Genomic DNA, 25,649 nt, shown 5'->3' with positions numbered 1-25,649 from the left:
ATAATTATTCAGATGCTTTTTTTATTTTTTCCAGCAGATATTCTTTTCCTACAATTTCAGAGCAAGTTATGACCGCTCCAACTGTAACACCCAAGACACCGTGCATATTAATACTTTGGCCTGTAAGATAAAGATTTTCTATTTTAGTTTTGTTTGGAATCAAAGTTTTCATTGGATTATTTGAATCTTTAACATATCCGTACATATTTCCACCGTCTCCACCAATGTAATCGCGGTAAGAAAGTGGCGTAGAAGTATGAACCGATTTGATGCAATCTTTTATGCCTGGGAATTTTTTTTCGATTTCTTTTAAAAGCTTTTCGGCTTTTTTGGCTTTGAATTCGTCATAACTTTCTCCGCGATCATTTTCTTCGAAAGTAGTGTTGAAAGTGTTTTCCCAAGCTTTGACATCATCATATTTCATATAGGTCAAAAATGTCATTCCGTCTGCCCATTCCTCATCTTTTTTCGACGGATTCATACATGCCATAAAGGTTTTGGGCCATGAATTTTCGTCGTATTCGTGTGCGGCCCAAACATCATTTGCACTTTTAAAATGGTAATAATTATGATTGATATATTTGAAAGTTTTAGGTTTAAAAACAATGTATAAACTAAAAGCAGAAAGTACGTTTTCGAGATTTTGAATTCTATTGAAAAATGGTTTTCTGAAATTTTCCTGGCCGGCCATTTTTAAAGTCGTTTTCGGTTCGATATTCGAAATAAAAAACGTTCCCGAAACCTTGGTTCCGTCTTTCATTTGTACCGAATTTACCTTTTGGTCTTCAACTTCAATTTTTGTGACTTCTTTATGTTTAAAAAATTCTCCGCCAAATTTTTTAAGTTGTTTCAGCAATTGTTTGGTAATTTGGCTTCCGCCATTTATACAGCGCCATGAACTTTCTATGTAGGAATTGACAATAAGAGCATGAACATAAAAAGGCGATTTATCAGGAATTCCCGCATAGAGAAAATTAGAACCTGCCAAAATTGCTTTTAGCTTTTCATTTTCAGTAAAAGAATCGATGGTTTCTTTTGCGTTAAGCATTAAAATTTCATCGTCATATTTTCCTTGAGATTCCAGATTGTAAAGCGGAAATGTTTTGCAAACCGCTTTTATTTTCTGGCAATAACGTTCTAGATTTTCTTTTTCTTCAGGAAATAAATTGGTTAGCTGTTGAATGAAATTTTCGAAACCTTGCGCATGCGGATATTCGGTTTTATCGTCATCAAAAGAAATCATATCAAAACCATTTTCGTCCATTTTTTTCAGATTCAAATGATCCATTATTCCAATATATTTGAAATATTGATGGAGATTTTGGCCTTCGCCTAAACCTCCGATGTAATGAATTCCCGTATCAAAAATGGTTTTATCTCTTACGAAAGTCTGCAGATTTCCTCCATATTGATTGTTTTTTTCGAGTACACAAACGCTGTAGCCTTCTTTTGCCAGAATAACGGCAGAAACCAATCCGCCTAAACCGCTGCCAATTATAACTACATCGTATTGTTTTTTCATTATTTTTTCTTTAAAACTAATAAAGCATTTTCTTCAGAAACAATTTCAAAATCCTCAAACTGATTTCTTAAATGGGAACAATTCACTAAAATTATAGAAGCAGCTTTCGAAATTACTTTTCCGATTTGATCCTGATAATCTTCGTCTGAAACTAAAAGAATATCGTAATGATTTTCAAGTGCCGATTCTAAATTGTCGAGATAGAATATTTTTCTCTTTGTAACAATATAATTCGTTTTGGCAACCAGCAATTTTTCTTCATCATTTATAAAAGAAAATATTTTTCGCTGTGGTTCCTGTAAAGCCAGTAAAACATCCAATTGCCCAAAATCGTTTGCTAAATGTAGGATTTTTGCTTTTGGCTGAATGTATTTGTTTAAGCTGTAATACCTTTCTAGATTTTGTTTTAAATCCTTTTTCACGCTATTTCCAACCTCGATTTCTTTATAATCGTAGCTGTTAATAAGCATTTTTTTGAAATAATCAGGACCTTCAAGTTCTTGTCTTATTTTGCGGTATTCAGCTTTAAAGAAAGTGCTTATTTGCTTGGTTCTTTCAACATAATTGGCTCCAAATGAAAAATTATCAGGCGTGATTCTTTCTAAAATGGTAACCGTCAACTTTCCGTGATGAATGACAAAATCGCCTTTCGGAATTAATTCTGATGCGCCATGAATAACAATAGGAATAATATCTATTTTAAATTCTTCGGCAAGGAAGAATGCTCCTTTATGGAATCGTTTTACCACATTATTTTCTGATCGCGTTCCTTCTGGAAAAACCATCAAAGAATATCCTTCGTTTACTTTTTTACGCAAATGTTCGACTCCGCCTTCAAGACCTTCAGAAACAGGATAAAAACCTGCTTTTCTCACAACACCGCCAAAAATAGGAGAGTTGTAAACCCAGTCGCTTACCAAGAAAATGATTTTTGGACTTAACATTCCGATGGCTAAAATGTCCAAAAAAGAAGAATGATTGGCAATAATTACGGCTGGTTTTTCGAAAGTTTCATTGAAGTTATTAACGACTTTTTTGCGAATAAACGGATTTGAATACAAAACCGATTTCATGAATTTTGAAATCACATATCGGAAAGTTTTCATTTTTGATTTTTTGCTGAAAGGCAAAATCGGCATAATCGTAAAGCTGAAAATCGACATTACGATTCCGCCCAAACCATAATACGCAAAGGAAATTACGCCATGAACAAAAGTTCGCAATTGAAATGGCGGATTTCCTTTTTTCGGGCGATTGGATAAAAACAGTTTGAATAAAATCGGATAGAAAATAAAAGTAATGATCAGCGCAGCAAAAACTCCGATTAATGAAACCAGTGAAATTGAAGTAAGCGCGGGATGTTTGGCAAAAATCATCGCACCAATTCCTAAAATGGTTGTGATTACCGCCAGAATAATTGAGGTTCTATAAATGGCAATTTCGTTAACGCCATTAGTATATTCTTTTTGCAATGCACTGGTCATGAAAATACTAAAATCGACTCCATGACCAAAAATTAAGGTGCAGACAATCATACTGAAAATGTTCATCTGAATGCCAAAAATGCCCATAATTCCAGCTGTTACAATTCCGGTCAAAGCAATTGGAATACAGCTGATAATTACCAATTCGATTCTTCGAAAAAAGAAAAATAGAATTAAAATTACCGCTACAAAAGAATAATTTACCAACGAATTAAAATCGGTTTTTAGATTGCTGAAAAATGTTTCGTTCATCTGCTGACGGTCAATTGCAATTACGTTTTCTTTTGCAGAGGCCAATTTTACAAAAGCATCTCGTTGTTCTGGTGATACTTTTACTAAAGTTGAAATGGTATAAAAGCCATTTTTTTCGGTTATAAATTCTTGTAATTGAAGTGCTTTAATTTTTAAAAATTCATCTGCCGAAACAGGTTTGAAGTCAAAATCTAAATGATCAAAAAATAAATTGTAAGTTGTGGGTTTAAAGCCAAGTTTTGATCCTTCAGCAATTAATTCTGATTGTATGAATTGTTTTTTTTGCGGAGTCCAAAACGAATTCCACTTTTCAATTTTTTCGATTTGTTCTTTTTGAGCAAATACAATTCCGCCAGCAGAACTGAAATTTAAAATTCTCTTCTGATTTTTTTCTTTGGATAAATCGTCAAAAAGTTTGCTGTTATGCTGCAAAGCTTCTTCCATAGTTTTTCCGTAAGAAGCAACATAAATCGTTTTGGAAGTTAAACTCGTACTTTCTTCCAACTGTTTTTCGGCCGCTTTAATTTCTTTCGGAATAAAATTCAGCTGTGACAAATCGTTATTAAAACCAACATCATTATAAGTGAAACAGCAAATTATGGTAATGATAACACAAAGTGCGATTAAGATTTTATTATTGTGAAAAGAAAAATGAGCCATTTTATCGATCACATTCTTTTTATGATCTGCAGGATTTTCTTTTGGTTTGTATAAATGCGGAACAATTAAAAGCGAGAAAACAGCAGAAGCAATAACGATAACGGCGGCAAAAATTCCGAGATCATTTAGCGCATCCGATTTTACAAAAAGCAGACACAAAAACGCAACAGCAGTAGTAGAACTACTCATAATGACAGGCATTGTAATGTCTTTGTACAAAGTTTTTACATCGCTGTTATGCTTGTAATGTGTGAGAATATGAATGGAATAATCAATCGTAATTCCGAGTAAAATTGAACCGATTCCTAATGAAATTGCTGAGATTTGTTCTCTAACGAAGTATAGGAACGCAACCGCAAACAAACCTCCAAAAACTGTCGGCAAAAATATAATCAGCGGAATTAACAGTTTTCGATAAAATAAAATTAGGATTAGCATTAAGGTAAACATCGCAATTGAAGTCGTGAGAATAATATCTCCCTTAATTTGTTTAGCATTGGCAACGGCAATTAAAGCAGAACCAAAATAACTGACAGAAGTTTTTCCTTTAAACTGCGTATTTAGATTTTCCTGAATTGATTTTAGTTTTTCAGCAAAAATGGTATTCTTTTCTGTCTCGCTAGATGGAATATTAGAAGTGATAAAAAGCAATAATTTCTTTTTATCCTTTGTCATTACAAAACCATTTTCAAGCGTAAAATCGTCTCCAATATTTAATTGCTGTAATTTTTTTAAAGCGATAAAAGAAATCCCAAACGGATCTTGCAGAATAAAATCTTTGGTAATAAATCCAGACGGAGAAATAATCGATTTGTAATTTCCTTGAACGGTTGCTGCAATACTGTCTTTTTGGAGTTTCTTTTCGATAGCATCATAATCTTTGTCATCTAGAAAAAGCGGCAAATTATTGTAAACAAAATCAATAGTTTCTTGAATGTTTTCTTCGTCAATTTTTCCCTGAATTCCCGTTATGTAAGGTTTGCAGGACTTAGCAACGCTGTCTGAAAAAATGGTTGCCATTTCCTTCAAATCATCTGCAGAACCATTTTTATCTAAGCTAAAAATTACGGTGGTTTTATCGGCAAAGTTTAATTGTTTTAAAACTTTGGCGGTAACATCGGTTTTGTCGTTTGTTGGAATAAGTTTGGTGATATCTTCTTCAAACTTTAATCTTGAAGCGAAAAATCCAAAAACCAAAAGCATCAAAATAGCCAATAGCACCGAAAGAGATTTTCTTCGATTAACAAACAAATGAATGGCGTAGAAATATTGATGCATGATTATCGCTTAAGTTTTTTAAGCCACGAATTTCACGAATTTTCACGAATTAATTTGTGCTAATTTGTGAAATTCGAAGGAAACATAGCTTAAATATTTGTTTTGTTTTTAGAACTAAAAGCCGTTAAAAGCAAATAACTTATAAAGCCAACTGATAGTGCTGAAACGGTTGCTAAAATAAGACTTCCTACGATATATTGCGTAGCATTTTTTTGAATATCGTCAAGAGTTATTGAACTGTCCAAAACCAGTGGCGTTTCACTGCTGACAAAAACACTCCCAACTTGAAGCGAAGCATAAATAATAAACGGTATAAAAGGCGGAAAACTTACGTTTGAAGTGAGATAAGCAATGACTTTGTTAAGTCTGAACAAAGCTGCAAACGTAAAAAGCAATACGGTCTGAAATCCCCAAAAAGGAGAAAGTCCGATAAAAATACCAAGCGCAATTGCAGCTGATTTTTTAAAATTAGAATCGTTGCTTTCTAAAATATCTTCTAGAAAGAATTTTTTAAAACCTTTTTTTTTTGCTCTTCTAAAAAAGTCTCTTGGTTTTATATACAGCAAGGCATTGGTCACCAAAACCGTATTTAAAATGCTAATTCGGGTAAAATCTTGAAACGGACGAAAATGCGAAACTCTTTCAGCAGGATCATACAAAACCTGAATCGGAATGTTTTTTACCACAATTCCTTTCCATGCTGCACGCACAATAACTTCGATTTCAAATTCAAATTTATTAGTGAAAAAACGTTTTGGAAGCAATCGAAGCGGATATAATCTAAATCCGGACTGTGTATCGTCTAGCTTGATTCCAGTTTCAAACTTGAACCAAAAGTTAGAAAACTTGTTTCCGAAACTGCTTTTCTTCGGAACATTTTCCTGCGTCATATTTCGGCTTCCAATCAAGAGAGCGTTTGGCTCGTCTTGTATTGCTTTCAAGAAAACAGGAATATCAGCGGCAAAATGCTGTCCGTCAGAATCGATTGTAATGGCATATTCAAAACCCAGTTCCAACGCTTTTCTAAATCCATTTCTTAGCGCTCGTCCTTTTCCTAAATTTTTAGGATGATGAATTTGAGTCACTTGCGAATACGATTTTAAAATTTCGCTAGTAGAATCAGTCGAGCCGTCATTGACAATGATAATATTTGTGGTGAAATCTAAAATAGAATCCAGTACTTTTTTCAGTGTTTTTTGGTTATTGTAAGTAGGCACAATAACGCAAAAGTGAATCGAACTAAGTAATTCTTGCTGTGATTTCATGTGGTATTTTTTGAGCTTACTTTACAAATTGCTTCTCTTTTTCAGAGAAACTTTCAGATTGTAAAACAAAGTCTTTAAGATAATCTTTCAAAGCGGCACCTTGTGATGCATAATAGGTTGTTATGAATTTTTTATCTTCTTTTATATTTTTCTTATAACCCGTAATAGCAGGAACATCTTGCTGAACGCTTAATCGGATCATTCTCATTTCAATATTACTTGGGTCACTTTTTATCGTTGCTTCAAGCAATTTTGCACCTTCTTTAAAACGATCCATTTTTTGCCTTAATTTCTTTTCAAATTTAGAATCTACTAAAATTGAAGCTGCTTTGTAAGCCACTAAAATTTTATCATCGTTATTTGAAACTCCAGAAAGTTTTGCGACAAAATCTTTGGCATTGCTTTCTGATTTTGCTACATCAGCATACATTTTGCGGATCGAAGCCAAATCTGGCGTTCCAGCAAAATTAACCCATAAAAGGAATGTCAATAATAGTTTCATAATTATATTTTTTTGTACACATTACTCAATTTAAGAGCTGTTGTGTCGTTAAAGTAAGTCGTGTTTTTCACTTTTACTAAACCGTCTTCAGTTGTTGTAACATCAAGCTCCAATCTTAATTCTGGTGTAACTTCAGGATTAATAAGTGCCATAAATTTTACATTCGCCAAAGACTGAATCATCAATGAACTTTTGGTAATCGATTCTGTAAGTTCTTTGATAATCTGAATCATGCAAACACCAGGCATAATAGGATTTCCAGGGAAATGCCCTTTAAAAACCTCATGTTTTTCATTGACTAAAATGGTAACAATATATTTTGAATCAGATATTTTTTCTTCTGATAGTATTTTATAAAAATCTTGTAAAATCATATTTTTTATTTTCCAAATGAGTAGGAAACTCCTAACTGAAAATTAATATTTGTGTTATAATCTCCAAATAAATAATAATTATTGGAGTCATTTTGATAATAATCGCTGCTTAAAACATCAAGCAAACCTTTTTTAAATCGAGCTTCAAATGTTAATCCAGAAGGCAGAGCATAAGCAACACCTAAAACCAAACCAAGATCATTTTGTGCTTTTCTAACCGCAAGATTATCATTTAATAAAATATCTAAAGTTGGTCCCGCTTGAAACTGAATTCCTTGTGGCAGAGTAAATTTATTGATTACAGAAAGTGACAAATAATTGATATCCAAATCCAAATATTCTACCTTATTGGTTTGACTAGCTTCGTCATAATAATTTCGCGCAACATTATTAGAACCTTGTCTGCTATAATTAATTTCTGGCTGTAGCGAGTAAATTTTTGTAATCTTAATATCAGTAAAACCACCAGCATAAAAATCAGTTTTATAATCGGCATGCATTTCAGAAATGGTCGAAAAACTAAATCCTGCTCTTAAACCAGGTTTCGCCGATACTTGAGCCTGAATATTTAAAACCGTAAAAAAAACAGCAAAAAAGAAGAATATTCTTTTGTTCATTTTTATTTTGTTTTAAACGTATAACTAATACCAAGCTGGAAAACCTGATTTAAAATTACTTGATCATAATAATAACCATCGTCGATTCCATCGTAACCATAAATATCAATTAACCCTTGTTTGAATCGAGCTTCAAAAGTTAAGCCATTTGGCAAAGTATAACCAACACCTCCAACAAATGAAAGATCGTAATCTTCAGGTTTAGTGTTTATATAGTTATCACTAACTTTTAAATCTAAAGATGGCCCTGCTAACAGATGAAAACCGCCACCGTTAAAGTTAAATTTTGCAACCGCTCCAAGTGTTATATAATTCAACTCATACTTTTCAGAATAATAACGACCATTTTCAAAGTATCTTCCTTCATCACCTTGTCTTGAATAATTTAATTCTGGCTGAACCGAAAAAAATCTATTGAATTTAATATTTACCAATCCACCAACATAAAAATCAGTTTTAGAACTGTTATCATCAATATTGCTTAGTGTTGATATATTCAAACCGCCTCTAAGTCCAGGGCTAACTTTTACCTGCGCTTCTGCCTGGATTCCGATTAATAAAACAAATGCAAGTACAACAAAATTTCTCATTTTTAATTGATTTAAAGTTTATGGTTTGTTTAATTTTCTATTCTGATTTGAAATAATTCAGCTCAATTTTCAGTTTAATATTCTGATGGATGATTTGGATCTTTTCAGCAAAAATATTGTTTTCTGAATTGAAAAGTAGTGTAAATTTTTCTTTTGTTTTAGAAGCATGAACGATCTTTTCTAATTTCTGATCTTTTTTGGAGATAAAAATATAATTGTCCCGTTTTCCATCTGCCGATTTGTAAATGTCATTTGAAGAGTTTTCAAATTGTTCCTGAATCGGATATTCTTTCTTTAAAAGCAGTCTAAAATCTTCTTTTAAAGTGTTGATTAATATTTTTCTATCTAATTCTGAAACAATAGAATTGATTTTAAAATCGGTTTCTGAAATTTCAAAATCCATCAATTTATTTCCGAATTCGGTAGTAAAAACAATTCGGTGTGTCGTGTCGTTTATTTTCTTGGCAATGAAAATTCCAGACAATTCATTTCCGTAAACACTGATATTGGTTTTATAAACATAATCGGTTTTTGAATCTGTGAAATACGGAACTGTATAAGATGTTTTATCTAATTTTTTAGGCGTATAATTTTTTGTAACTGAGCCGCAAGAAATTAAAACAATTGCCAGAAAGCAATTAATTAGTAAAAACTGAATCGTCGATTTTTGCATTGATCACTTTATTTTTAAGTACAATTCTAGTATAATCTTCAGATGATTCTAACAGTTTTACCTGAACAACAGTTGCTTCTTCTTTATCAAAAGTCAGTTCAATTTGTTTAATATATTTTTTCAGCGTCGCATCTTTCGGAATGAATTTCGCCAGATTCTGACCTTTCACTTTAAAATACGAAATCGTAAATTCTTTGTCATCAAACATATTTCCGCTTACGCTTCCCACAATTAATTTATTGATTCGAGCGAAGATTTTACTGTTTCCAATATCAACAGCGCTTTTCTTTCCTTCGTCATTAATTAAAATTTTCCCGTTTTTGAAAGTAATGCTGTAGTTGTACGGTTTTTTATATTGCCATTGAAGTAAAGCTGGTTCTTTAAAAACCATTTTTCCTGAAGTTTCAATGTCTTTCGATAAAAAGTCTAAATGCTTGTACTGAACAAAATCAGTAGTTAAGGTTTTGATTTTTTTCGCCACGACATTCACGTCTTGCTTAAAAGACGCGATTTCGGCATCGGTCATTTTTTGTTCTTGCGCGAACAAATTGCTAGATATAAATAGAATGAGTAATGCTATTTTAGTTTTCATATTTTTTCAAAAATGTGCTTATTATTCTGCCGCGAATTACACCAATTTCCACGAATTTTAATTTAATAAAATCCGGTTTTATCCGCGTCTTCGCGAAAGCGAATCTGTTTCATCCGCGTTCAATTTTCATAAGCTTTAAGATTCAAAAGTTCTTCAATCGAAACGACTTGATAATTATTTTGCTGTAAAAATTGCAAAAACTGTTCCAAGACCAAAACAGAGTGCTCGCCTGTGTCGTGCAAAAGTACGATTCCGCCAGGAGAAATATGTTTAATTAACCGATTGAAAATTAATTCCTGATTTTGGGTTCCTCCATCAAGAGAACGGATATTCCAACCAATTGTTTTATGTCCCGTTACTTTTAAAGCCCTTCTGATTGAAGGCGTCGTAACTCCATAAGGCGGACGAAAGAAGTTGATTTTTTTGGAAGTGAATTTTTCCAGAAGCGTATCTGTCCTTTTAATTTCTTCGGTTATTTTTTTAGCATTATAAAAATCAAAAAATTTAGAATGCGAGTACGAATGATTTCCAACTAAATGACCTTCGGAAATTACTTTTTGAAGGATTTCAGGATGCATTTCAATGTTTTTTCCAATGCAGAAAAAAGTCGCTTTGGCATTGTATTTTTTCAGAAGCGCTAAAACGTCCAAAGTATAAATGCTCGGACCGTCATCAAAAGTAAGCGCGATTTTTTTTTCTGTTTCGAACGGATTACTGCAAAATGCTTTTACATGATAATTGGAAGAAATTCGTGCAGAACCAAAAGCATTTATTCCAATCCAAATTAGAATTATAACAATAAACCACAGAAAATGAATTGCGATGTAAAGATTCAGAAGAAACAATAAAAGCAATAAAAAGATAAAAAACAGCGATATGTTTTTGTGCGTTATCATTTTGACAGCAGCGTAAAACTATGGTTTTTTCCGTTTAATTGATTGTATAATAAAATCGTTTTGTACTCTGATTTTTCGACAGTATTTACTTTTGCGATTTCAGGAATTTCTTGAATTTTCAATATTTTAGAAGCCATCCAAAAAGCAAAAGCCGAAGCCGTATCATATTCGCCACTCAAATGTTTGTAATATAAAATAGGAGTTTGTGCAAACGAATTTTTGGTAAGATTTCTATAATAATTTTCAAAATCAGCATTTCCATCAAAACCTAAAACTATGGCATCGATATCTGAAATTTCTAAATTATTATATTTTAAAAATGATTGAATGGCTGCTTCAACTTCATTTTCTTCCAAAGTATTTACAATAGAAACGTCTAGAAGTTCGGCATAAGTGTTTTCTTTTCTTTCGTTTTCTAAAACAAAAAAACTAGCGCCTTCGCCATAAACAGCTCCACTTGTTGTAGAATTTAAAACATCGTAAGGAGCATTATTATCTGCTTTAATACGGCCGTTTAATTTAAAAAGGGAAGTGGTATAATCTCCATTTTCATCTACGCCTCCCACTAAAATCGAATTAGCTTCATCTTCTTCAATTTGCATTTTTGCATCAATAAGAGCCGATTCAAAAGAAACTGCACCATTAACATACGTAAAATTATAACCTTTACATTGCTGTAAAAGTGCAATCTGCGCACCAACTGTATTGTGAGTAGATTGAATAAAAGAAGTCGGAGTTAAAAACTCTTCGTTATTATCTAAAATGCTTTTCAGGAATTTTTCAGAATCTTCAATACATCCTAAACCAGTTCCTGTAATAATCGCATCAACGCTTTCAACATTCGCATCTTTCATAGCCAAAGCCGAAGCTACGATTCCGTTTTTTACGCCTTTTGCCATGCGTCGGCTTGCAGCTGGCGTAATATAATCTTTGTACGATGGCGGAACAATTGCCAGTACATTTTCGTCGTGATTAACATTGGCCTCTTCCAAAAAAACAGTATCAAATGTTTTTTGAGTCGAAATACAGCCTACTCCATTTATATATGTTTTTTTTGTCATTAGCTTTTTGAAAATATAAGAGTTGAACAGTTTCCTCCAAAACCAAAAGAGTTGGATAAAACGTGTTCGATGTTTTTATTTTTTAAAGTTGTCTGCGGTTTCAAATCAAATTCTTCCATCGGAACTTCAAAATTCAAATTTGGATAAACCACATTATTTTGAATTGCCAAAACACTGTAAACAGCTTCAATAGCCGCCGCCGCCGCTAAAGTATGTCCCGTAAAAGGTTTTGTAGAACTAAAATCTGGAACTTTTTCGTTTTCATAAATTCGAAGTAAAGCTCTTCCCTCAGACAAATCGTTGTTCGGAGTTGCAGTTCCGTGAACGTTAATGTAATCAATTTCAGAAGGTTTTAAACCCGAAACATCAAACGCTTTTTTCATCGCCAAATAAGCGCCGTCTCCATTTTCTGAAGAAGCAGTCTGGTGAAAAGCGTCGTTTGCATTTCCGTAACCCGAAACTCTTGCCAGCACTTTTTTGTTTTGCTTTTCTACAATTTCATCCGATTCTAAAACCAAAAATGCAGCAGCTTCCCCAAGATTTAATCCTTTTCTTGTATTGTCAAAAGGTTTGTTGTAATCGTCAGATAAAATCATCAGAGTTTTGAATCCGTTGATGGTGAATTTTGCCAAAGCATCGGCACCGCCTACAATTACTCGATCTAATTTCCCCGTTTTGATCAATCTTGCACCCAACATAATCGAATTGGCCGCAGATGAACAAGCCGTAGAAATAGTCGTTACCATTCCTTTTAAACCTAATTCTTCAGCAATTTTTTCGGCAACATCTCCGCCGTCATGACAAGTGATATATTTAACCAGTTCTGGCTTTTCGAAATAATCGTAATAATGTCTTTCCGTCATATCCATTCCGCCCACGCTCGTAGCTGAGATAAGTCCGGTTCTAAATTCATTGATATCGGTAATGCCAGCATTTTCAACAGCTTGTTTTGCTGCCAAAGTGCCAATCATAGCCGTTCTGGAGAAGTTATTATTCTCATTTAATTTCAGTTCATCGATAAGCTCTTCGTTGGTTTTTTTGATTTCGCCAACTTTAATTATATCTGCGTGAACAGTCGAAATATTTTGAATACGAGAAATGCCGATTTTGTTTTCGGTCAGCGAAATATAATTTTCCTCAACCGAATTGCCAATCGCAGAGATAATTCCCATTCCCGTTATTGCAACACCTTTCATTTTTAGACTTCTTAGATTGTTAGAATTTTAGACTTTCTTAGATTTTTTTAGACTGGCTTAGAATTTTAGATATTAGACTTCTTAGATTTTTGGAAAACATTGTCTAAGAAGTCTAAAAATCTAAGTGAGTCTAAGAAGTCTTACTTCGTTCTGTTAGCGCTGATATATGCTGCCATAGTTTCGATTGACTGGAAAATAGCTTTTCCTTCTTTCGGGTCAACCAATTTAATTCCGTAATCTTTATCTAAAATCACGATCAATTCAAGTGCATCAATCGAGTCTAAACCTAAACCGTCTCCAAACAATGGGTCGTTATCTGCAATATCTTCAACTGCGATATCTTCAAGGTTTAAAGTAGTTATGATTTTATTTTTTAATTCTTCTTTTAATGCTTCCATGATTATTTATTGTATAATGTATTGATTGTTTCGTTTTTATATTTTGTGTTTTCGTCTGCACTTATGATGCAAAGAAACGCTTTATAACTCTCATTAAAAAATTCTACCCAGCCACACAAAACAGAATCTGCTTTATTTGTGTTTAACAAAATCCCCGAATAGTTCGACAAAAATTCGGCATTGAAAGCATCAAATATAAAAAAAGAATTTTCACTTTTCAGCTGATGGCGGATACTTATTTCGCCCAAACAAATATTTGGCAGCGTATAAACAAAGACCGCTGGACTCGGATAATAGTTTTCTTTGTCTGAAATAGATTCCTGATATTTTACATCGGTATCTAAACTCGACGATTTATTGGCTAAAACCAAAGCGATATTATTTTCCTGCTCTGTTGAGGTTATCGGACTCAAAAGCAATTCTGATCCTAAAAAAGCCAGTTTGCTCAAAGCATCCATTTTGAAAAATTTTGGATACTGCATTTCAAAATTACGATACGCTTGTTTCGAGAAATCAGCAAAATCTGTCGGTTCAATTTTGAATACAGAAGTTCCGTTCAAAACAATTTCGTTGTTTTGAATGGTGATGTAGGATTGTATGTAGGATATGTTTTGAGTCATTTTTATTTTATATAATCTTCTGCTTCATAAGCGTCAACAGGAAAATCTTCTTTACTAATTGATTTGTAAAAGAAAGTTCCAACACTCATTTTTAAGTCAATATAAATTTTATTTAAATCTTCAATATTATCTTCTTCCCAAAGAATGTCATGAAAAATATATCCAACATTCAATGTTTTTGTATTTAAAACAATTGGATCGCCATTAAGTCCAGAGCCAATAATTAATAAGTGATTTTTGTAAATTTCTTTATTTTCTTCCTCGAGATTTTCAGTTCTGATTCTATTTACACAATTGAAATAAACATTTCCAAATTCAATCTCTTCTCTAAAAGAAAACGTTTTGAAAAACTCTATTGTTTCAGAAGATAAACCAATACTTTCTAGAAATTCGATTGTTTTGTCAGTTACTTTGATGACTTCATTATCAAAATTTTGAATTTTTAAAGCTTTTTTAAAAAGAGATTCGTCTAAATTCATTTGCTTAAATTTTGAACTTGCAAGTTTTCCTTGCAAGTTAGTTTTTTTGAACTGTTCGGAATTTCCGAACAGTTGAATAATTCGTGAAAATTTGTGTATTTAGAGTTTCATTTTTTCAAAAACAACCGCCGTATTACAACCTCCAAAACCAGAAGCCGTTTTTAGAAAATAATCAATTTTCTTTTCTCCATTTTTCTCAATCACATTGATATCTTCACTAACACCAATTTCATCGAAACCTTTTGATTCAAAAAGCTTGTTTTGATTGGCAGATTCTATCGCAATTACCGTTTCCAATAATCCCGAAGCGCCAAGTGTATGACCGTAGAATCCTTTCAAACTGTTAACGGGAACATTTTGTAAATCTAAACGATTTAAAGCAATCGCTTCCATTTCGTCATTGTAAGGCGTTGCAGTTCCGTGTGCTGAAATATAATCTAATTTGTTGGCTTCAATTTGCGCTTCTTTCAAAGCATTCTGAATACTTCTAAACAAACCTTCACCTGTTCTTGACGGACCCGAAATATGATTGGCATCGTTTATCGAACTGTCGCCAATCACTTTTATTTTAGCAGTTGCCAGATTCGCTGAAACTAAAACAGCTGCTGTTGCTTCGCCTAAACTTACACCGGTTCTATTTTTAGAATACGGCTTGCAAGGCAGTTCGCTCATCGCTTGGAAAGCATTAAAACCTGACAGAACAAATTCAGAAACTTCGTCGCCAGCCACTACAAAAATAGTATCGTAAAGTTCAGATTGAATCATTCTTTTGGCCACTGAAACAGCTAAAATTCCAGAAACGCATGCATTTGAAACCACAATGGGTTGAGTCTGGAATCCGAAGAAATCGGCAACGTTTTTAGCTAAAACATCTAAATGTGCGTTGTTGAAACTTTCTTCAGAATCATTTGCTAGAGCGGTTACATTTCCTTTTGTGGTAGAAAGTATAAAAGCTGTTTTTGAATTTAATTCTACATTAGAATTTTTGATAATCGGTTCTAAAGCCAAAATCATCATTTTCTCTAAACGCGAATATTTGGTTTCAGTGCTGATTTTTGAAAAAGCACTGTTTATTTTTTCATCAGAAATAATTGAAGCATAAAACGGATTCGGCATCAAAGAAACATCATTATGAAGCTGAATTCCAGAATCACCATTAAGAATGGCGCTAATATTAGATTCAACATCAAAACCTAAAGGGGTGATGCAGTTAGTTTCGTTAATATATATTTCTCTTAACATTTTATGATTCTAATTTCGTGAAATTTTTGCTCGCAGATTTGGCAGATTAAGCAGATTCTGATTTTAATTTTTAGTAATTCGTGATCCGATAGCTATTGGGAGTGGCTAAAACTTTATTTTAATAACCCCACTTTTCGTTTCCATTCCTCATAAAAAGGAGGATTCGTCAGCATTAAATTCCCTTCTTTATCTAAAAAAACCTGAGTCGTTTCGCCTGTGCAGGCCACTTCTCCTTTATCGTCAATAATTTTAAAACGGTATATCATTTTTGCTGCTGGAGTGTCAACAACCGTTGTTTCAATTGTTACTACATCTCCGTAACGCAAAGACAATTTATGTTCGCAGGTTGATTTTACAATTGGAGTTGTATAGCCTGTTGCTGCAATATCCAGATAAGTAAGTCCATGTTGGCGTCCAAAAGCTTCTCGTCCATCTTCAAAATACGTGATATAATTGCCGTGCCAAACAATTCCAAGCGGATCTGTTTCGTTAAAACGAATCCTGATTTCGTGAGAAACGGTTAGATCTGTAGCTTCTTTAAACTGCTCTTTTCTTTTTATCATAAAATAATGCGATGGAAGTGGTAATAATGAAAAACAAAAATAATAAACTTATTCTTGGTATGATTTCGACGAAAGAAACGTTACGCAATAAAACATCGTAAAAAGCTTCTAATCCCCAGTTCATTGGAGATGATTTTGCGATATACTGCATAATTTTCGGCATAGCAAAAACAGGAACCCAAACACCACCAATCGCGGCTAAAATAATCACACTTGTCGCGCCAAAAGGAGCAGATTGTTCTTGCGTGCTGGCAACAGTTCCTAATAAAATTCCGAATCCGATTGCAGCAAAACCTGAAAATAATGCGACAACACTTGTTAATACAAAATGACCTTCAATATTTAAAGAAGGCAATCCGATTGATGGAAATAAGAAAACCGCAACGGCAACCATCATGTAAAACTGAATCATACAAATGATCGAGTAGGTGATGGTTTTGCCAATAATCACCACAAGATTAGAAACAGGATTGGTTCGTAATCGAACAAAAGTCCCTTGCGATTTTTCTTTTACAATATTGATAGATAACGGAATTACAATAAAAAAGATCGCAAAAAGTGTCCAAGCGGGAACATTATGCTGAACCGAATTTGGTCGAACTTCTTTGTTGTTGATTCTCGGAATTATTTCTTTGAAAGTGATAAAATTCTTTTGCTCAAAATCGATCGTTTCTTCTCCTAATTGTTTTTGAAAAGTTGAATAAATCGATTTGGTTTCAATCTGCGAAATCATTTTGTCAATCGAACTCATAACCGCATTTTTGAAACTCATCTGAACGGCTGGATCAAAATACAGTTTTACTTCTTTTTCTTTAATAACGCGTTGAGGTTCGGTGGTTGAGGTACTATCGCTCAAACCTAAATTACTCACAATTTTCTCTACATTTTGATTTACTTTTTCTTGCAAATCAGAACTTAAATTTTCTGGAATTACAATTGCCAGTTGAAATTTTCCTTTGTATACATTTTCCTTTGCAATTTCTTCGGTAATCGGTTTATTGTCAATTTGTGTTACAACGGTAAAATATTTGCTTTTTTCTAAATTTTCAAAAACGGTTTTAGAAACAGATCCGTGGTCTTTATCGACCAAAAGAATCTGAAGTTTAGAATCGGTTACTGCTTTAAAAGTGCTGTCTTGGATTAAGGTTACGGCAATTACCAAAACCAAAGGCATGACAAATAAAATAATCAGTCCGCCTAAATCTCTTTTTAGCAAAAGGAATTCTTTTACTACCGACATCCAAATTTTATATATCATCTCTCAACGCTTTACCAGTTAATGAAATAAAAACATCTTCAAGATTTCGAGCATCTTTTGTCGATTCAATTAATGCTGATGGAGTTGCTTGCGCATAAATCTGCCCTTGATCTAAAATCGCAATTTGAGAACAGAAATCTTCGGCTTCAGCCAAATGATGAGAAGTATAAATAATAGTCGTTCCGTTTTGGTTCAACACTTTTAAATAATCAATAATAGCAGTTTTAGAATGCACATCGACACCCACTGTTGGTTCATCCAAAAACAAAACTTTCGGATTATGAAGAATTCCTGCAATCAGATTGACACGGCGTTTCATTCCGCCCGAAAAAGTCTGAACTTGTTTATCGGCAAATTTCAATAAACCCAAAAGATCCAGAGTTTCGATTACTTTATCTTTTAAATCAGAACCTTTTAAACCGTACATACTTCCAAAATAAAGCAGATTTTCTCTGGCTGTCAACGTTGGGTACAAAGCATATTCTTGAGGAACAACGCCTATGATTTTTTTAATTTTTGAAGCGTGATGCTGATAATCTAAACCATCAATTGTAAAATGCCCAGAAGTTGGTTTTACTAATCCGCAGAGCATGGAAATTAAAGTAGTTTTTCCAGCGCCATTGGGGCCAAGTAAGCCAAAAATCTGACCTTCATTTATATTTAGCGAAACGCTGTTCAAAGAATACATTTCTGCATTTTTGTACTTTTTCGAAAGGGATTCTATTTGAATGATAGACTGCAAAATAGTGTGTTAGCTAATCGCTTTTTTTAATTTTTTGAAAAAGATTTCTTCTCTATTGGCAATGTCCAAAAGTTCATCGGCAATAGTGTTGTAGGCGTCTTCTTTGGCACTTCTGTTTTTGTAAATACGTGAAGCTTCAACAGCAAAATCACGCCATGAATCTCCAATTTGAGTCATTTCTTTAGAAAGTTCTTTTAATTCTTCGTTACCTAAAATAACCGAAGCTTCTTGTAAAAATGCCGCATAAATGAAACGAAAACCACCGCCACCAGTTCCAATTTCTTCCTGCATACGAACCATTTGAGCCAAGTAATGATTGGCTTTTCTTACTCCATGTTTCTTAGGCCATTTACGAATCTGGCGAGAAACCATTTTGATGCCGCGAACACCAACAATTGGCATTGGCGCCAGCATATCTCTGCAAGTATTTTTGATTCCTTTTATGATGGCGCTTTTTAAATCGACATCTTTTGGAATCTGAATTGGATAGTACATTTGTCCACGCGGTGCAAAAGCTCCTTTGGCAAAACGTACTTTATTCATGTCTTCATAAGTTAAAGTCGTAACGGTTTCCATTACTGGATCGCTCACTAAATACTCTGTTTCGGTTTTTCCGTAAACGACTAAATTGTGCGCGTTGAAATGAAAACGATATTCGTCAGGAAAATAACTTAAGTTGTAAACGCCAACCTGTAATCCGGTTGGGATATTATTTTTTAAATTTTCGTCTAAAGCTTTATTCGCATTTGCTATAGAAGAAAATTTTTGTCTTTTTATTTTTAAATGTAAACGAGTGGCCACTTTATTGAAAATCTGTCCAGGCAAAGTTCTGTAGCTTATTGCCGGTGCATGATTCACTTTTATAAAAGGTAGATATACAAAAAACAATCCAGAGCCAATACCAAAAACCATCGGTTCGCTAATGTTTAGTCCGCTGTTTTTTAGCAGATTTGACGCTACTCCATTCTCGCAATGAGCAGACTGATGATGTGTGAAAGTTAATTCCATTTATTTGGTAATGCTGTTTTTTAATTCTTCGATTGATACTCCAAAAGTATCTGCATATTTTTTCAGGATTTTATCGTTTAGTTTGGCAAAAACACTAGGTTTAAAATGTCTTTTTACACGCCATTTCCAAAATCCCACATAACTTGATAATATGTTAAGATCCATTTTATTGGCTTCCATAAAATACACAATCGGACTTGCTTCGCCATTCAAAACCTGCTGTTTGGCATCGGCAATTCGCTCGTTTATTTCATCAATAGAATTTGAAAGCGCTATTGTTTTAGGTTCCCAGCCTGTACTTAAAGTTGTGGTATAATTACCGTTTTCATCTGTTGCGTACAAAAGTTCTTTAACGTTGTTTTTCGTTAAATTGCTTTGATCCTGAGGTACTTTATCTTTTTCCATTTTGCTAATTTAATTTATTAGAAACATACAGATTAAAACTATACATAAACTAATTATTAAAAATCCAAGATTTGCGAAAGCTAAAATTCGCTTTTTCTTCACGAATAAATAAATCATTTCTATCAACAATCCCAGATAAAACATTTGTGTTATTAGAAATGCGATTATAAATAATCCTAATCCACCGTCGACATGCCTGTGTTTCGTTTCGTCGCAATATTTATGAGGGTCAAAAGAAAAATGCCAAAATGCGAAAACCAAACCAAGCAAAAGGATCAGAATTCCTATTCGGATTACAAGATGTAAAATAATTTTCTTTGTATTATCCAACCGAAATTGTTTTTTGAATAAACAAGTTAATTTCGCATTCTAAGAGTATCTGGTCTTCAGCAGAACTTTGACAGCTCATTGTACATAAAGTATAATCGTCGCCAGTAAATTTCGAAACTAAATCAGCTTTGGTTATAATAGTCTCACCGACTTTTGGAAGCGCATGAATTTTTACATTTTTCAAAGCACTGATAAATCCGATTACGTTTACGTTTTCATTTTCAAGTCCGTTGTCGTCAAAAAAGTATTTTTTTCCAACAATTGCCGAACAAGTCTGAGCGGTGTTTTCGATTAAACCTGCTTCAATAAAAATATTGTTTTGAACAAAAATATTGTCTTCTTCAACAAGAAAAACAGTTTCTACTGAACTTGAATCAATATTCAAAATCAAATCCACCATAAGCATTGGTGCTCGGTGGGGTAAATAATTTTGTATGTCAACAGCAGTAGCCTTCATTATGGTTTTTATTTTGCCAAAACAGTTTTCATTTGTCCCCTGGCAATTTCTTCATTGTTTAATGTTGTTACAATATCCACCAAAGTAATTCCAGCAAATTCCTGTAGAATTGTTACTTCAGATTGAATATTGTCGTTTGTCTTTGGAAGCTCTTTAATCTCAATTTCTTTAATAGAACCAATGTAGCCAGTTGGGGCAATTTCGTTTCTTAAAAAATATTGATATCCAGTATGCAACGCAACAGACTGTGCCATATGTTCTATTAGTCCGGCTTCAAGAAAAACATCATTTGATACTAAAATATTATCGTGCTTAATTTCTAAACCAGAAACCAAAGAAGTTTCAGAATAAGAATGCATAGCATCTACCATCACAAAAGGAAACTTTTGCGGCAATAAATTTTCTACCATTTCTTTTTCTAGAAGTGCCATTGTTTCCATTAGCAAACCGTTAAATATGCGTAAGCAAAAGAGAATCTTCCGCTTTCTGGAACAGATAATAAAATTTTATCTCCTTTTTTCAAATTTCCTGAATTCATTAATTCTTCAAGAGCCAGGTAAATAGAAGCAGAGCCAACATTTCCAACTCTAGAAAGATTCATGAACCATTTGTCATCGCTCATTCCGATACCTTTTTCGTTTAATCCTTTCTTCAGTCCTTCCACAAAAAAGTTAGAAGAAACGTGGGGAATAAAGTAATTGATATCTTCCGATTTAATATTGTTTTTATCCATTGCCTCTTTCATGCTTTCTGCACCTTTAGACAGGATAAATTCGTCTAATAATTTAACGTCTTGTTTTATTGAGAAAACAGATTCGTTCAGCCATTGTTCTGGAGAATAATCGCTCCAGCCTTTAATTTCTCCATTTTCCAATTTATCACCTCCAGCGTACATGCACGTTTCCAATTCGTACGCATACGAAAAAGCTTCCATCCATTCGATTTTTAGCGAAATCGGTCCTCTTGGTTTATTTTCTAATAAAAAAGCTCCAGCACCATCAGATAACATCCAGCGAAGGAAATCTTTTTTGAAGGCAATGATTGGCTGTTCTTCAAGGCTTTTTAAATTGTCAGCCTCGTGATTGTATTTTTGAGCATTTAGCCAGGTAGAAACTTTTTCAGATCCTGTGCAGATTGCATTTTTTGAATTTCCAGATCTAATAGAAAGAAAACCAAATTTAAGAGAGTTCATTCCAGCACAGCAAACTCCCGTTGAAGAGTTTAATTCTACCGATTTGTTTTTTAGCAGACCATGAACCATCGCAGCATGCGAAGGCAGAAAAATGTCGGGAGTTGAGGTCCCACATGAAAGTACTTCTAAATCCTGAGGCGTAAAATTTTCGTCGAATAACGGTAAAATAGCATTTCTTGTTAATTCGGCATTACTATGAGTGCTCTTTCCTTCTTTGTCAACAGCGTAATATCGGCTTGTAATTTTATTGTTGCGCAAAATAATACGTCTTGCTTTTGAAGCAGTATCATTGATAAGGCCTAAGTAGGCTTCCATTTCGTCATTTGAAACGGCTTCGTTTGGCAAATACTTTGCAGCTTTTGTAATATATACTTCAAACATAATCTAAATTTCGTCTTCTAAACTCCCTGATAATATTGAGTTTCCTTTTTTATTTTTTTGAACTTAAGCGGATAGGTAATAAGGTGCAATATATACACTATTGGTGAAATTAACCATATCGCAAGGAATAAATAAATATTAAATACTTTAAGCAGCTGTTTTCGCTTTTTTTGATTTTTATAAATGATGTTTGACCATTTATTAAAAATTTTATTGGCCGTTTTGTCAACAGTCACTAAATAGGAACTTATTTTTACAGCGCCAGCCTCGACCAATTTTGGCTGTAATTGCGTTAAATTATCTTTTTGCAAAGAATCAAGCATGATTTCTCCAAACTGACTCGATTCTTGTATGTCTTTTTCTGAAACTCCCGGAAGCGGAAAAATACCTAAATATTTTTTCTTTACTCCAGAAAACATCCATTCTACAATGGTTATAACGCTGATTAAATTTCCAACGCGGTCTACCAAAGCTACATTTCCAACCAAATTGGCATTGGCTTTTCTTAGCAGAACTTTGATTTTTTCCTGAGCCATTATCCACATGTTTCTTGAACCGCTTATGGTGATAACTGGCGTATTGTTCAAAATTTTCTTGGCATCGTCACTTTTCAAAAATGAATTGATCGGAATTGAAGGCGATAAATACCAAACCTGATAATGAAATAAAATTAAGTCAAACTTTGTGTTTAAGATTTCTTCTGGAACAGGTTTTAATGCAGTCGGAATCTGTAAAAACGATTCTGGAAACGCATCAAAAAATGATTCTTTGTTCCAAGGAAACGGAAACGGTTTCTCCAATTGTATTTCGTGAAAAGTAAGATTTATTTCTTCTGAATTTAGAAACGGTTTTGCAATATTTCTTGCAATAGATTCCAATTGTCCAGATTGAGAATAATAAATTACGAGAACATTTTTCATTAGGTCTTTTGGCTTTGGTGGTTCGCAAAAGTAAGTAAATTTATTTAAACGAATTTTCTTAATTCGACCAATGGTTTTTTATTAGCCACGAATTCACGAATTATTCAAAATGCTGGAATGCTGAATGATTTTGTATAAATTATGAATGATATTTTATTTCACGAATGATGATTCGTGCAAAAGTTTTGATTTTTACAAAAACAGATTAATGAAAATTGGTGAAATTCAGGATTAAAATTTCGACACAAATGATTAGCGAAAATTCGTGAATTCGTGGCGGAAAAAATTTAAGACTCCTTTATATCGTTCCAAAAATCAAAATAATTGAACCATTGTAAAGGGTATTGATGAAGGATGCTCTCTACGCTTTTTACATATTCTTTCAAAAGCGCTTTTTCGTCACGGTGTTTTACTTCGGCTTCTCTTGCGTACAAATGATAATGAAGATTTGGTTCTTTCATTACATAAACAAAAACTACAGGAACTTTTAATCTTGAAGCAATTAGAAATGGACCTGCAGGGAAATTGGCCTCTTTGCCTAAAAGATTCTCGGAAAGTGATTTTGTTCCTTCAAAATAACGGTCACCTGTAAAGCAGATCAGTTCGTTTTTGGCCAAAGCAGCATTGATCTCAAAAATATGAGAAAGATCTTCTTTGATGATAATAAATTTTACGGTAGGTTTTTTAGAAACGCTTTCCAGATAATTTTTAATGGCAGAATGTTCTAAATCTGTTGTAACGAGATTGATTTGGAAATCAAGGTCGATTTCTCCAAAAAAATGTTCTGCAATTTCAAAATTACCAACATGAGCGCTAATTAAAACACCGCCTTTTTTCTCGGCAAGTAATTTTTTTAGTGTTTCTATTCCATCAAATTCGTACGTGAATTTGTTGCGCATTCCTGCCGAAATAGAAATTTTGTCAATAATGGTTTGCCCAAAAGTATAATAGCTTTTGAAAACCATCTTTTTAGATTTGAAATAGGAATACTGAAGTCTTTCTTTAAAATAATAAAAAATGGCTCTGTTGCTTTTTTTTAGAAATAAAAAATAATAAGAAGCAACAAAGTAAAGTAAGACATAAGCAGCTTTTACACCCGCTTTTTGAATTAAAAAAACGAATATTTTATAACCTAAAACAGTTCCTTTGGATTTACCATCCCATTGACTCATTTAAGCTGATTTGGCTTTGATTTTAGTTTCGATTAAGTCATAAAAACTTTGAAAATCAGAAATTCCAACAAAATCTGCTTCAACTAGTTTTACACCAAAGTTTGCCTCTATTGAAACGACTAAGTCAACATAATCCAGACTGTCTAACCCAAGTGTATCTTTTAAATTAGCATTTGGTTCAATGTCGTCATTATCAACTTCAAATTCATCAACTAAAAAACCATTAATTTTTGCTATAATCTCTTCTTTATTCATTGTTCAATTTAAACTTTTTAACCACCAACGCAGAGTTGGTTCCTCCGAAACCGAAAGAATTGGACAAAAATATGTCAAATTTTTTGTTTAACGTAGTTTTAACTAAATTTAATTTTGACGCATCTTCGTCTGGGTTTTCCAAATTGATGTTTGGTGCAATAAAATCATGCTGCATCATTAAGATAGAATAAATGATTTCGCTTGCTCCGGCCATCCAGCATTCGTGGCCTGTCATAGATTTTGTAGAGCTTACCGGAGGATTTTTTTCTCCAAAAACTTCAAAAATGGCTTTTGCTTCGTTTGCATCTCCAACAGGAGTTGAGGTGGCATGAGCATTTATATATTCAATATCCGAAGCTTCTAATTTTGCATCGTCAAGTGCGCGTTTCATTGCTGTCGCAGGCCCTTCGACGTTTGGAGTTGAGATGTGTCCTCCGTTTGAAGAAAATCCGTACCCACCAATTTCTGCGATAATATTGGCACCGCGCGCAATTGCAGATTCGTAACTTTCAAGAATTAAAGTGGCTCCTCCGCCACTCGGGATAAGTCCATCACGACCAGCATCAAAAGGTCTTGACGCTTTTGTTGGATCTCCTTCTCTGTTAGAAAAAACACCTAATCCATCAAAACTGCTCATTGCATATTTATTGATTTCTTGAGCTCCGCCAGTAATTACAATGTCTTGAAAACCGCTTTTAATTAAAAAATAAGCCAAACCGATTGAGTGAGAACCACTCGCACAAGCGGCACTAACGGTAAGATTGATGCCGCGAAGTTTAAAAATCGTGGAAAGATTCATCGTAACCGTAGAATTCATCGATTTGAAAATGGCTCCAGAACCAATTAGAGCAGTATCTTTTTTTTCTCGTATGATATCTGTTGCATCAATAATAGCTTTAGAAACACTATCGTTTCCGTACATAATACCTACTTCGTGAGTATCAAAAAAAGCGTCATCAATATTCGCATTTTTCAATGCTTCTATAGTGGCCATATAAGCATATTCGGTTTCTTCGCCGATGCTCATACGTTGTCTTCTTGTCAATAAATTTTTAAGATCGGTTTTCGGAACCATTCCTGTCAAGGCCGATTGAAAACCAAATTCTTTTCGTTCAGAATCAAACTGAATACCAGATTTTCCTTCGTACAACGAATCTTTTACTTCGTCTAAAGAAGTTCCGATACAAGAATAAATTCCCATTCCAGTAATTACAACTCTTCTATTCATCGTCTTTCAAAAGTAATTTTTTATCCTTAAAGTGTAA

At 33.5% G+C, this 25,649-nt stretch carries 28 protein-coding genes; all 28 read right to left on the bottom strand.

The window, feature by feature from the left end; all coding sequences use genetic code 11:
• Positions 1-4: 4 nt before the first annotated feature.
• The 28 genes from BLP44_RS02760 to BLP44_RS02620 all read right to left on the bottom strand — a co-directional run bounded on the left by BLP44_RS02760 (position 5) and on the right by BLP44_RS02620 (position 25,612).
• The gene (locus BLP44_RS02760; protein WP_091129063.1) at positions 5-1,522 is read right to left on the bottom strand and encodes a phytoene desaturase family protein; all 1,518 of its coding nucleotides are present in this window, start codon (positions 1,520-1,522) and stop codon (positions 5-7) included.
• Positions 1,522-5,196 carry a 1-acyl-sn-glycerol-3-phosphate acyltransferase gene (locus tag BLP44_RS02755; protein ID WP_091129057.1) on the bottom strand — a complete coding sequence of 1,225 codons (3,675 nt, stop codon included), beginning with the start codon at positions 5,194-5,196 and terminating at the stop codon, positions 1,522-1,524. The genes BLP44_RS02760 and BLP44_RS02755 overlap by 1 nt, the downstream gene beginning before the upstream one ends.
• An 89-nt stretch (positions 5,197-5,285) precedes the next feature.
• Positions 5,286-6,461: a DUF2062 domain-containing protein gene (locus BLP44_RS02750; RefSeq protein WP_091129051.1), complete on the bottom strand. Its 1,176-nt coding sequence runs from the start codon at positions 6,459-6,461 to the stop codon at positions 5,286-5,288.
• Between the two features lie 16 nt (positions 6,462-6,477).
• The gene (locus tag BLP44_RS02745) at positions 6,478-6,963 is read right to left on the bottom strand and encodes a hypothetical protein (RefSeq protein WP_091129043.1); all 486 of its coding nucleotides are present in this window, start codon (positions 6,961-6,963) and stop codon (positions 6,478-6,480) included.
• 2 nt (positions 6,964-6,965) lie between these two features.
• A complete protein-coding gene (locus BLP44_RS02740; RefSeq protein WP_008465872.1) occupies positions 6,966-7,337 on the bottom strand; it encodes an ApeI family dehydratase in 372 nt (123 codons plus the stop codon).
• A 5-nt stretch (positions 7,338-7,342) separates the two neighbouring features.
• Positions 7,343-7,954, bottom strand: coding sequence for an outer membrane beta-barrel protein (locus BLP44_RS02735; protein ID WP_091129040.1), 612 nt, complete (start codon positions 7,952-7,954; stop codon positions 7,343-7,345).
• Positions 7,955-7,956: 2 nt separating this feature from the next.
• Positions 7,957-8,544 carry a porin family protein gene (locus tag BLP44_RS02730; protein WP_066033150.1) on the bottom strand — a complete coding sequence of 196 codons (588 nt, stop codon included), beginning with the start codon at positions 8,542-8,544 and terminating at the stop codon, positions 7,957-7,959.
• A gap of 37 nt (positions 8,545-8,581) precedes the next feature.
• Positions 8,582-9,217, bottom strand: coding sequence for a flexirubin biosynthesis protein LolB2 (locus tag BLP44_RS02725; RefSeq protein WP_091129036.1), 636 nt, complete (start codon positions 9,215-9,217; stop codon positions 8,582-8,584).
• On the bottom strand, positions 9,183-9,809 hold the full coding sequence (locus BLP44_RS02720; RefSeq protein ID WP_091129032.1) for a flexirubin biosynthesis/transport protein LolA2: 627 nt from the start codon (positions 9,807-9,809) through the stop codon (positions 9,183-9,185). Before BLP44_RS02720 ends, BLP44_RS02725 begins: the two co-directional genes overlap by 35 nt.
• A 119-nt stretch (positions 9,810-9,928) precedes the next feature.
• Positions 9,929-10,705 (bottom strand): polysaccharide deacetylase family protein, encoded by a 777-nt coding sequence (locus BLP44_RS02715; protein WP_091129029.1) that lies wholly within the window; start codon positions 10,703-10,705, stop codon positions 9,929-9,931.
• On the bottom strand, positions 10,702-11,766 hold the full coding sequence (locus tag BLP44_RS02710; RefSeq protein ID WP_091129025.1) for a beta-ketoacyl synthase N-terminal-like domain-containing protein: 1,065 nt from the start codon (positions 11,764-11,766) through the stop codon (positions 10,702-10,704). The genes BLP44_RS02715 and BLP44_RS02710 overlap by 4 nt, the downstream gene beginning before the upstream one ends.
• Positions 11,766-12,962 (bottom strand): beta-ketoacyl-[acyl-carrier-protein] synthase family protein, encoded by a 1,197-nt coding sequence (locus BLP44_RS02705; protein ID WP_091129022.1) that lies wholly within the window; start codon positions 12,960-12,962, stop codon positions 11,766-11,768. The genes BLP44_RS02710 and BLP44_RS02705 overlap by 1 nt, the downstream gene beginning before the upstream one ends.
• Before the next feature lie 140 nt (positions 12,963-13,102).
• The gene (locus tag BLP44_RS02700; RefSeq protein ID WP_008465883.1) at positions 13,103-13,360 is read right to left on the bottom strand and encodes a phosphopantetheine-binding protein; all 258 of its coding nucleotides are present in this window, start codon (positions 13,358-13,360) and stop codon (positions 13,103-13,105) included.
• A gap of 2 nt (positions 13,361-13,362) precedes the next feature.
• On the bottom strand, positions 13,363-13,980 hold the full coding sequence (locus BLP44_RS02695) for a 3-oxoacyl-ACP synthase (protein ID WP_091129019.1): 618 nt from the start codon (positions 13,978-13,980) through the stop codon (positions 13,363-13,365).
• A 2-nt stretch (positions 13,981-13,982) separates the two neighbouring features.
• Positions 13,983-14,459 (bottom strand): hypothetical protein, encoded by a 477-nt coding sequence (locus BLP44_RS02690; protein ID WP_091129016.1) that lies wholly within the window; start codon positions 14,457-14,459, stop codon positions 13,983-13,985.
• Between the two features lie 99 nt (positions 14,460-14,558).
• Positions 14,559-15,701: a beta-ketoacyl synthase N-terminal-like domain-containing protein gene (locus tag BLP44_RS02685; protein ID WP_091129011.1), complete on the bottom strand. Its 1,143-nt coding sequence runs from the start codon at positions 15,699-15,701 to the stop codon at positions 14,559-14,561.
• 113 nt (positions 15,702-15,814) lie between these two features.
• Positions 15,815-16,264, bottom strand: coding sequence for an acyl-CoA thioesterase (locus tag BLP44_RS02680; protein ID WP_091129008.1), 450 nt, complete (start codon positions 16,262-16,264; stop codon positions 15,815-15,817).
• A complete protein-coding gene (locus BLP44_RS02675) occupies positions 16,239-17,522 on the bottom strand; it encodes an ABC transporter permease (protein ID WP_170830207.1) in 1,284 nt (427 codons plus the stop codon). Before BLP44_RS02675 ends, BLP44_RS02680 begins: the two co-directional genes overlap by 26 nt.
• Positions 17,512-18,210: an ABC transporter ATP-binding protein gene (locus tag BLP44_RS02670; protein WP_170830206.1), complete on the bottom strand. Its 699-nt coding sequence runs from the start codon at positions 18,208-18,210 to the stop codon at positions 17,512-17,514. Before BLP44_RS02670 ends, BLP44_RS02675 begins: the two co-directional genes overlap by 11 nt.
• A gap of 63 nt (positions 18,211-18,273) precedes the next feature.
• Positions 18,274-19,272 (bottom strand): BtrH-related acyltransferase DarH, encoded by a 999-nt coding sequence (locus BLP44_RS02665; RefSeq protein WP_091128998.1) that lies wholly within the window; start codon positions 19,270-19,272, stop codon positions 18,274-18,276.
• On the bottom strand, positions 19,273-19,677 hold the full coding sequence (locus tag BLP44_RS02660) for a flexirubin biosynthesis protein DarG (protein ID WP_008465900.1): 405 nt from the start codon (positions 19,675-19,677) through the stop codon (positions 19,273-19,275).
• 322 nt (positions 19,678-19,999) lie between these two features.
• A complete protein-coding gene (locus tag BLP44_RS02650) occupies positions 20,000-20,464 on the bottom strand; it encodes a hotdog family protein (protein ID WP_008465902.1) in 465 nt (154 codons plus the stop codon).
• Between the two features lie 8 nt (positions 20,465-20,472).
• Positions 20,473-20,904 carry a hotdog family protein gene (locus BLP44_RS02645; RefSeq protein WP_091128994.1) on the bottom strand — a complete coding sequence of 144 codons (432 nt, stop codon included), beginning with the start codon at positions 20,902-20,904 and terminating at the stop codon, positions 20,473-20,475.
• Complete coding sequence (locus tag BLP44_RS02640; RefSeq protein WP_008465904.1) at positions 20,904-22,037, bottom strand: dialkylresorcinol biosynthesis protein DarB; 1,134 nt, start codon at positions 22,035-22,037, stop codon at positions 20,904-20,906. Before BLP44_RS02640 ends, BLP44_RS02645 begins: the two co-directional genes overlap by 1 nt.
• 17 nt (positions 22,038-22,054) lie before the next feature.
• A complete protein-coding gene (locus BLP44_RS02635) occupies positions 22,055-22,957 on the bottom strand; it encodes an NADPH-dependent FMN reductase family protein (RefSeq protein WP_066033134.1) in 903 nt (300 codons plus the stop codon).
• Between the two features lie 287 nt (positions 22,958-23,244).
• The gene (locus BLP44_RS02630; protein WP_066033133.1) at positions 23,245-24,129 is read right to left on the bottom strand and encodes an LpxL/LpxP family acyltransferase; all 885 of its coding nucleotides are present in this window, start codon (positions 24,127-24,129) and stop codon (positions 23,245-23,247) included.
• The gene (locus tag BLP44_RS02625; protein ID WP_008465907.1) at positions 24,130-24,384 is read right to left on the bottom strand and encodes an acyl carrier protein; all 255 of its coding nucleotides are present in this window, start codon (positions 24,382-24,384) and stop codon (positions 24,130-24,132) included.
• Positions 24,377-25,612 (bottom strand): beta-ketoacyl-[acyl-carrier-protein] synthase family protein, encoded by a 1,236-nt coding sequence (locus BLP44_RS02620; RefSeq protein ID WP_008465908.1) that lies wholly within the window; start codon positions 25,610-25,612, stop codon positions 24,377-24,379. The genes BLP44_RS02625 and BLP44_RS02620 overlap by 8 nt, the downstream gene beginning before the upstream one ends.
• Positions 25,613-25,649: the final 37 nt, after the last annotated feature.

Origin of the sequence: Flavobacterium anhuiense, from assembly GCF_900101855.1 — a bacterium.
GTDB classification, from domain to species: Bacteria; Bacteroidota; Bacteroidia; order Flavobacteriales; family Flavobacteriaceae; genus Flavobacterium; species Flavobacterium anhuiense.
The sequence above is the reverse complement of the archived record's forward strand: the minus strand, read 5'-3'. Positions and strand labels throughout refer to the sequence as shown.

Excerpts from the sequence above, each read along its gene's own strand:
- BLP44_RS02720 (WP_091129032.1), bottom strand. The coding sequence starts at position 9,809 with ATGAAAACTAAAATAGCATTACTCATTCTATTTATATCTAGCAATTTG.
- BLP44_RS02665 (WP_091128998.1), bottom strand. The coding sequence starts at position 19,272 with ATGGAATTAACTTTCACACATCATCAGTCTGCTCATTGCGAGAATGGA.
- BLP44_RS02650 (WP_008465902.1), bottom strand. The coding sequence starts at position 20,464 with ATGAAGGCTACTGCTGTTGACATACAAAATTATTTACCCCACCGAGCA.
- BLP44_RS02710 (WP_091129025.1), bottom strand. The coding sequence starts at position 11,766 with ATGACAAAAAAAACATATATAAATGGAGTAGGCTGTATTTCGACTCAA.
- BLP44_RS02675 (WP_170830207.1), bottom strand. The coding sequence starts at position 17,522 with ATGATATATAAAATTTGGATGTCGGTAGTAAAAGAATTCCTTTTGCTA.
- BLP44_RS02640 (WP_008465904.1), bottom strand. The coding sequence starts at position 22,037 with ATGTTTGAAGTATATATTACAAAAGCTGCAAAGTATTTGCCAAACGAA.
- BLP44_RS02740 (WP_008465872.1), bottom strand. The coding sequence starts at position 7,337 with ATGATTTTACAAGATTTTTATAAAATACTATCAGAAGAAAAAATATCT.
- BLP44_RS02750 (WP_091129051.1), bottom strand. The coding sequence starts at position 6,461 with ATGAAATCACAGCAAGAATTACTTAGTTCGATTCACTTTTGCGTTATT.
- BLP44_RS02685 (WP_091129011.1), bottom strand. The coding sequence starts at position 15,701 with ATGTTAAGAGAAATATATATTAACGAAACTAACTGCATCACCCCTTTA.
- BLP44_RS02660 (WP_008465900.1), bottom strand. The coding sequence starts at position 19,677 with ATGGAAAAAGATAAAGTACCTCAGGATCAAAGCAATTTAACGAAAAAC.
- BLP44_RS02745 (WP_091129043.1), bottom strand. The coding sequence starts at position 6,963 with ATGAAACTATTATTGACATTCCTTTTATGGGTTAATTTTGCTGGAACG.
- BLP44_RS02630 (WP_066033133.1), bottom strand. The coding sequence starts at position 24,129 with ATGAGTCAATGGGATGGTAAATCCAAAGGAACTGTTTTAGGTTATAAA.
- BLP44_RS02730 (WP_066033150.1), bottom strand. The coding sequence starts at position 8,544 with ATGAGAAATTTTGTTGTACTTGCATTTGTTTTATTAATCGGAATCCAG.
- BLP44_RS02625 (WP_008465907.1), bottom strand. The coding sequence starts at position 24,384 with ATGAATAAAGAAGAGATTATAGCAAAAATTAATGGTTTTTTAGTTGAT.
- BLP44_RS02690 (WP_091129016.1), bottom strand. The coding sequence starts at position 14,459 with ATGAATTTAGACGAATCTCTTTTTAAAAAAGCTTTAAAAATTCAAAAT.
- BLP44_RS02700 (WP_008465883.1), bottom strand. The coding sequence starts at position 13,360 with ATGGAAGCATTAAAAGAAGAATTAAAAAATAAAATCATAACTACTTTA.
- BLP44_RS02705 (WP_091129022.1), bottom strand. The coding sequence starts at position 12,962 with ATGAAAGGTGTTGCAATAACGGGAATGGGAATTATCTCTGCGATTGGC.
- BLP44_RS02695 (WP_091129019.1), bottom strand. The coding sequence starts at position 13,980 with ATGACTCAAAACATATCCTACATACAATCCTACATCACCATTCAAAAC.
- BLP44_RS02735 (WP_091129040.1), bottom strand. The coding sequence starts at position 7,954 with ATGAACAAAAGAATATTCTTCTTTTTTGCTGTTTTTTTTACGGTTTTA.
- BLP44_RS02670 (WP_170830206.1), bottom strand. The coding sequence starts at position 18,210 with ATGTATTCTTTGAACAGCGTTTCGCTAAATATAAATGAAGGTCAGATT.
- BLP44_RS02715 (WP_091129029.1), bottom strand. The coding sequence starts at position 10,705 with ATGATAACGCACAAAAACATATCGCTGTTTTTTATCTTTTTATTGCTT.
- BLP44_RS02725 (WP_091129036.1), bottom strand. The coding sequence starts at position 9,217 with ATGCAAAAATCGACGATTCAGTTTTTACTAATTAATTGCTTTCTGGCA.
- BLP44_RS02635 (WP_066033134.1), bottom strand. The coding sequence starts at position 22,957 with ATGAAAAATGTTCTCGTAATTTATTATTCTCAATCTGGACAATTGGAA.
- BLP44_RS02755 (WP_091129057.1), bottom strand. The coding sequence starts at position 5,196 with ATGCATCAATATTTCTACGCCATTCATTTGTTTGTTAATCGAAGAAAA.
- BLP44_RS02680 (WP_091129008.1), bottom strand. The coding sequence starts at position 16,264 with ATGATAAAAAGAAAAGAGCAGTTTAAAGAAGCTACAGATCTAACCGTT.
- BLP44_RS02760 (WP_091129063.1), bottom strand. The coding sequence starts at position 1,522 with ATGAAAAAACAATACGATGTAGTTATAATTGGCAGCGGTTTAGGCGGA.
- BLP44_RS02620 (WP_008465908.1), bottom strand. The coding sequence starts at position 25,612 with ATGAATAGAAGAGTTGTAATTACTGGAATGGGAATTTATTCTTGTATC.
- BLP44_RS02645 (WP_091128994.1), bottom strand. The coding sequence starts at position 20,904 with ATGGAAACAATGGCACTTCTAGAAAAAGAAATGGTAGAAAATTTATTG.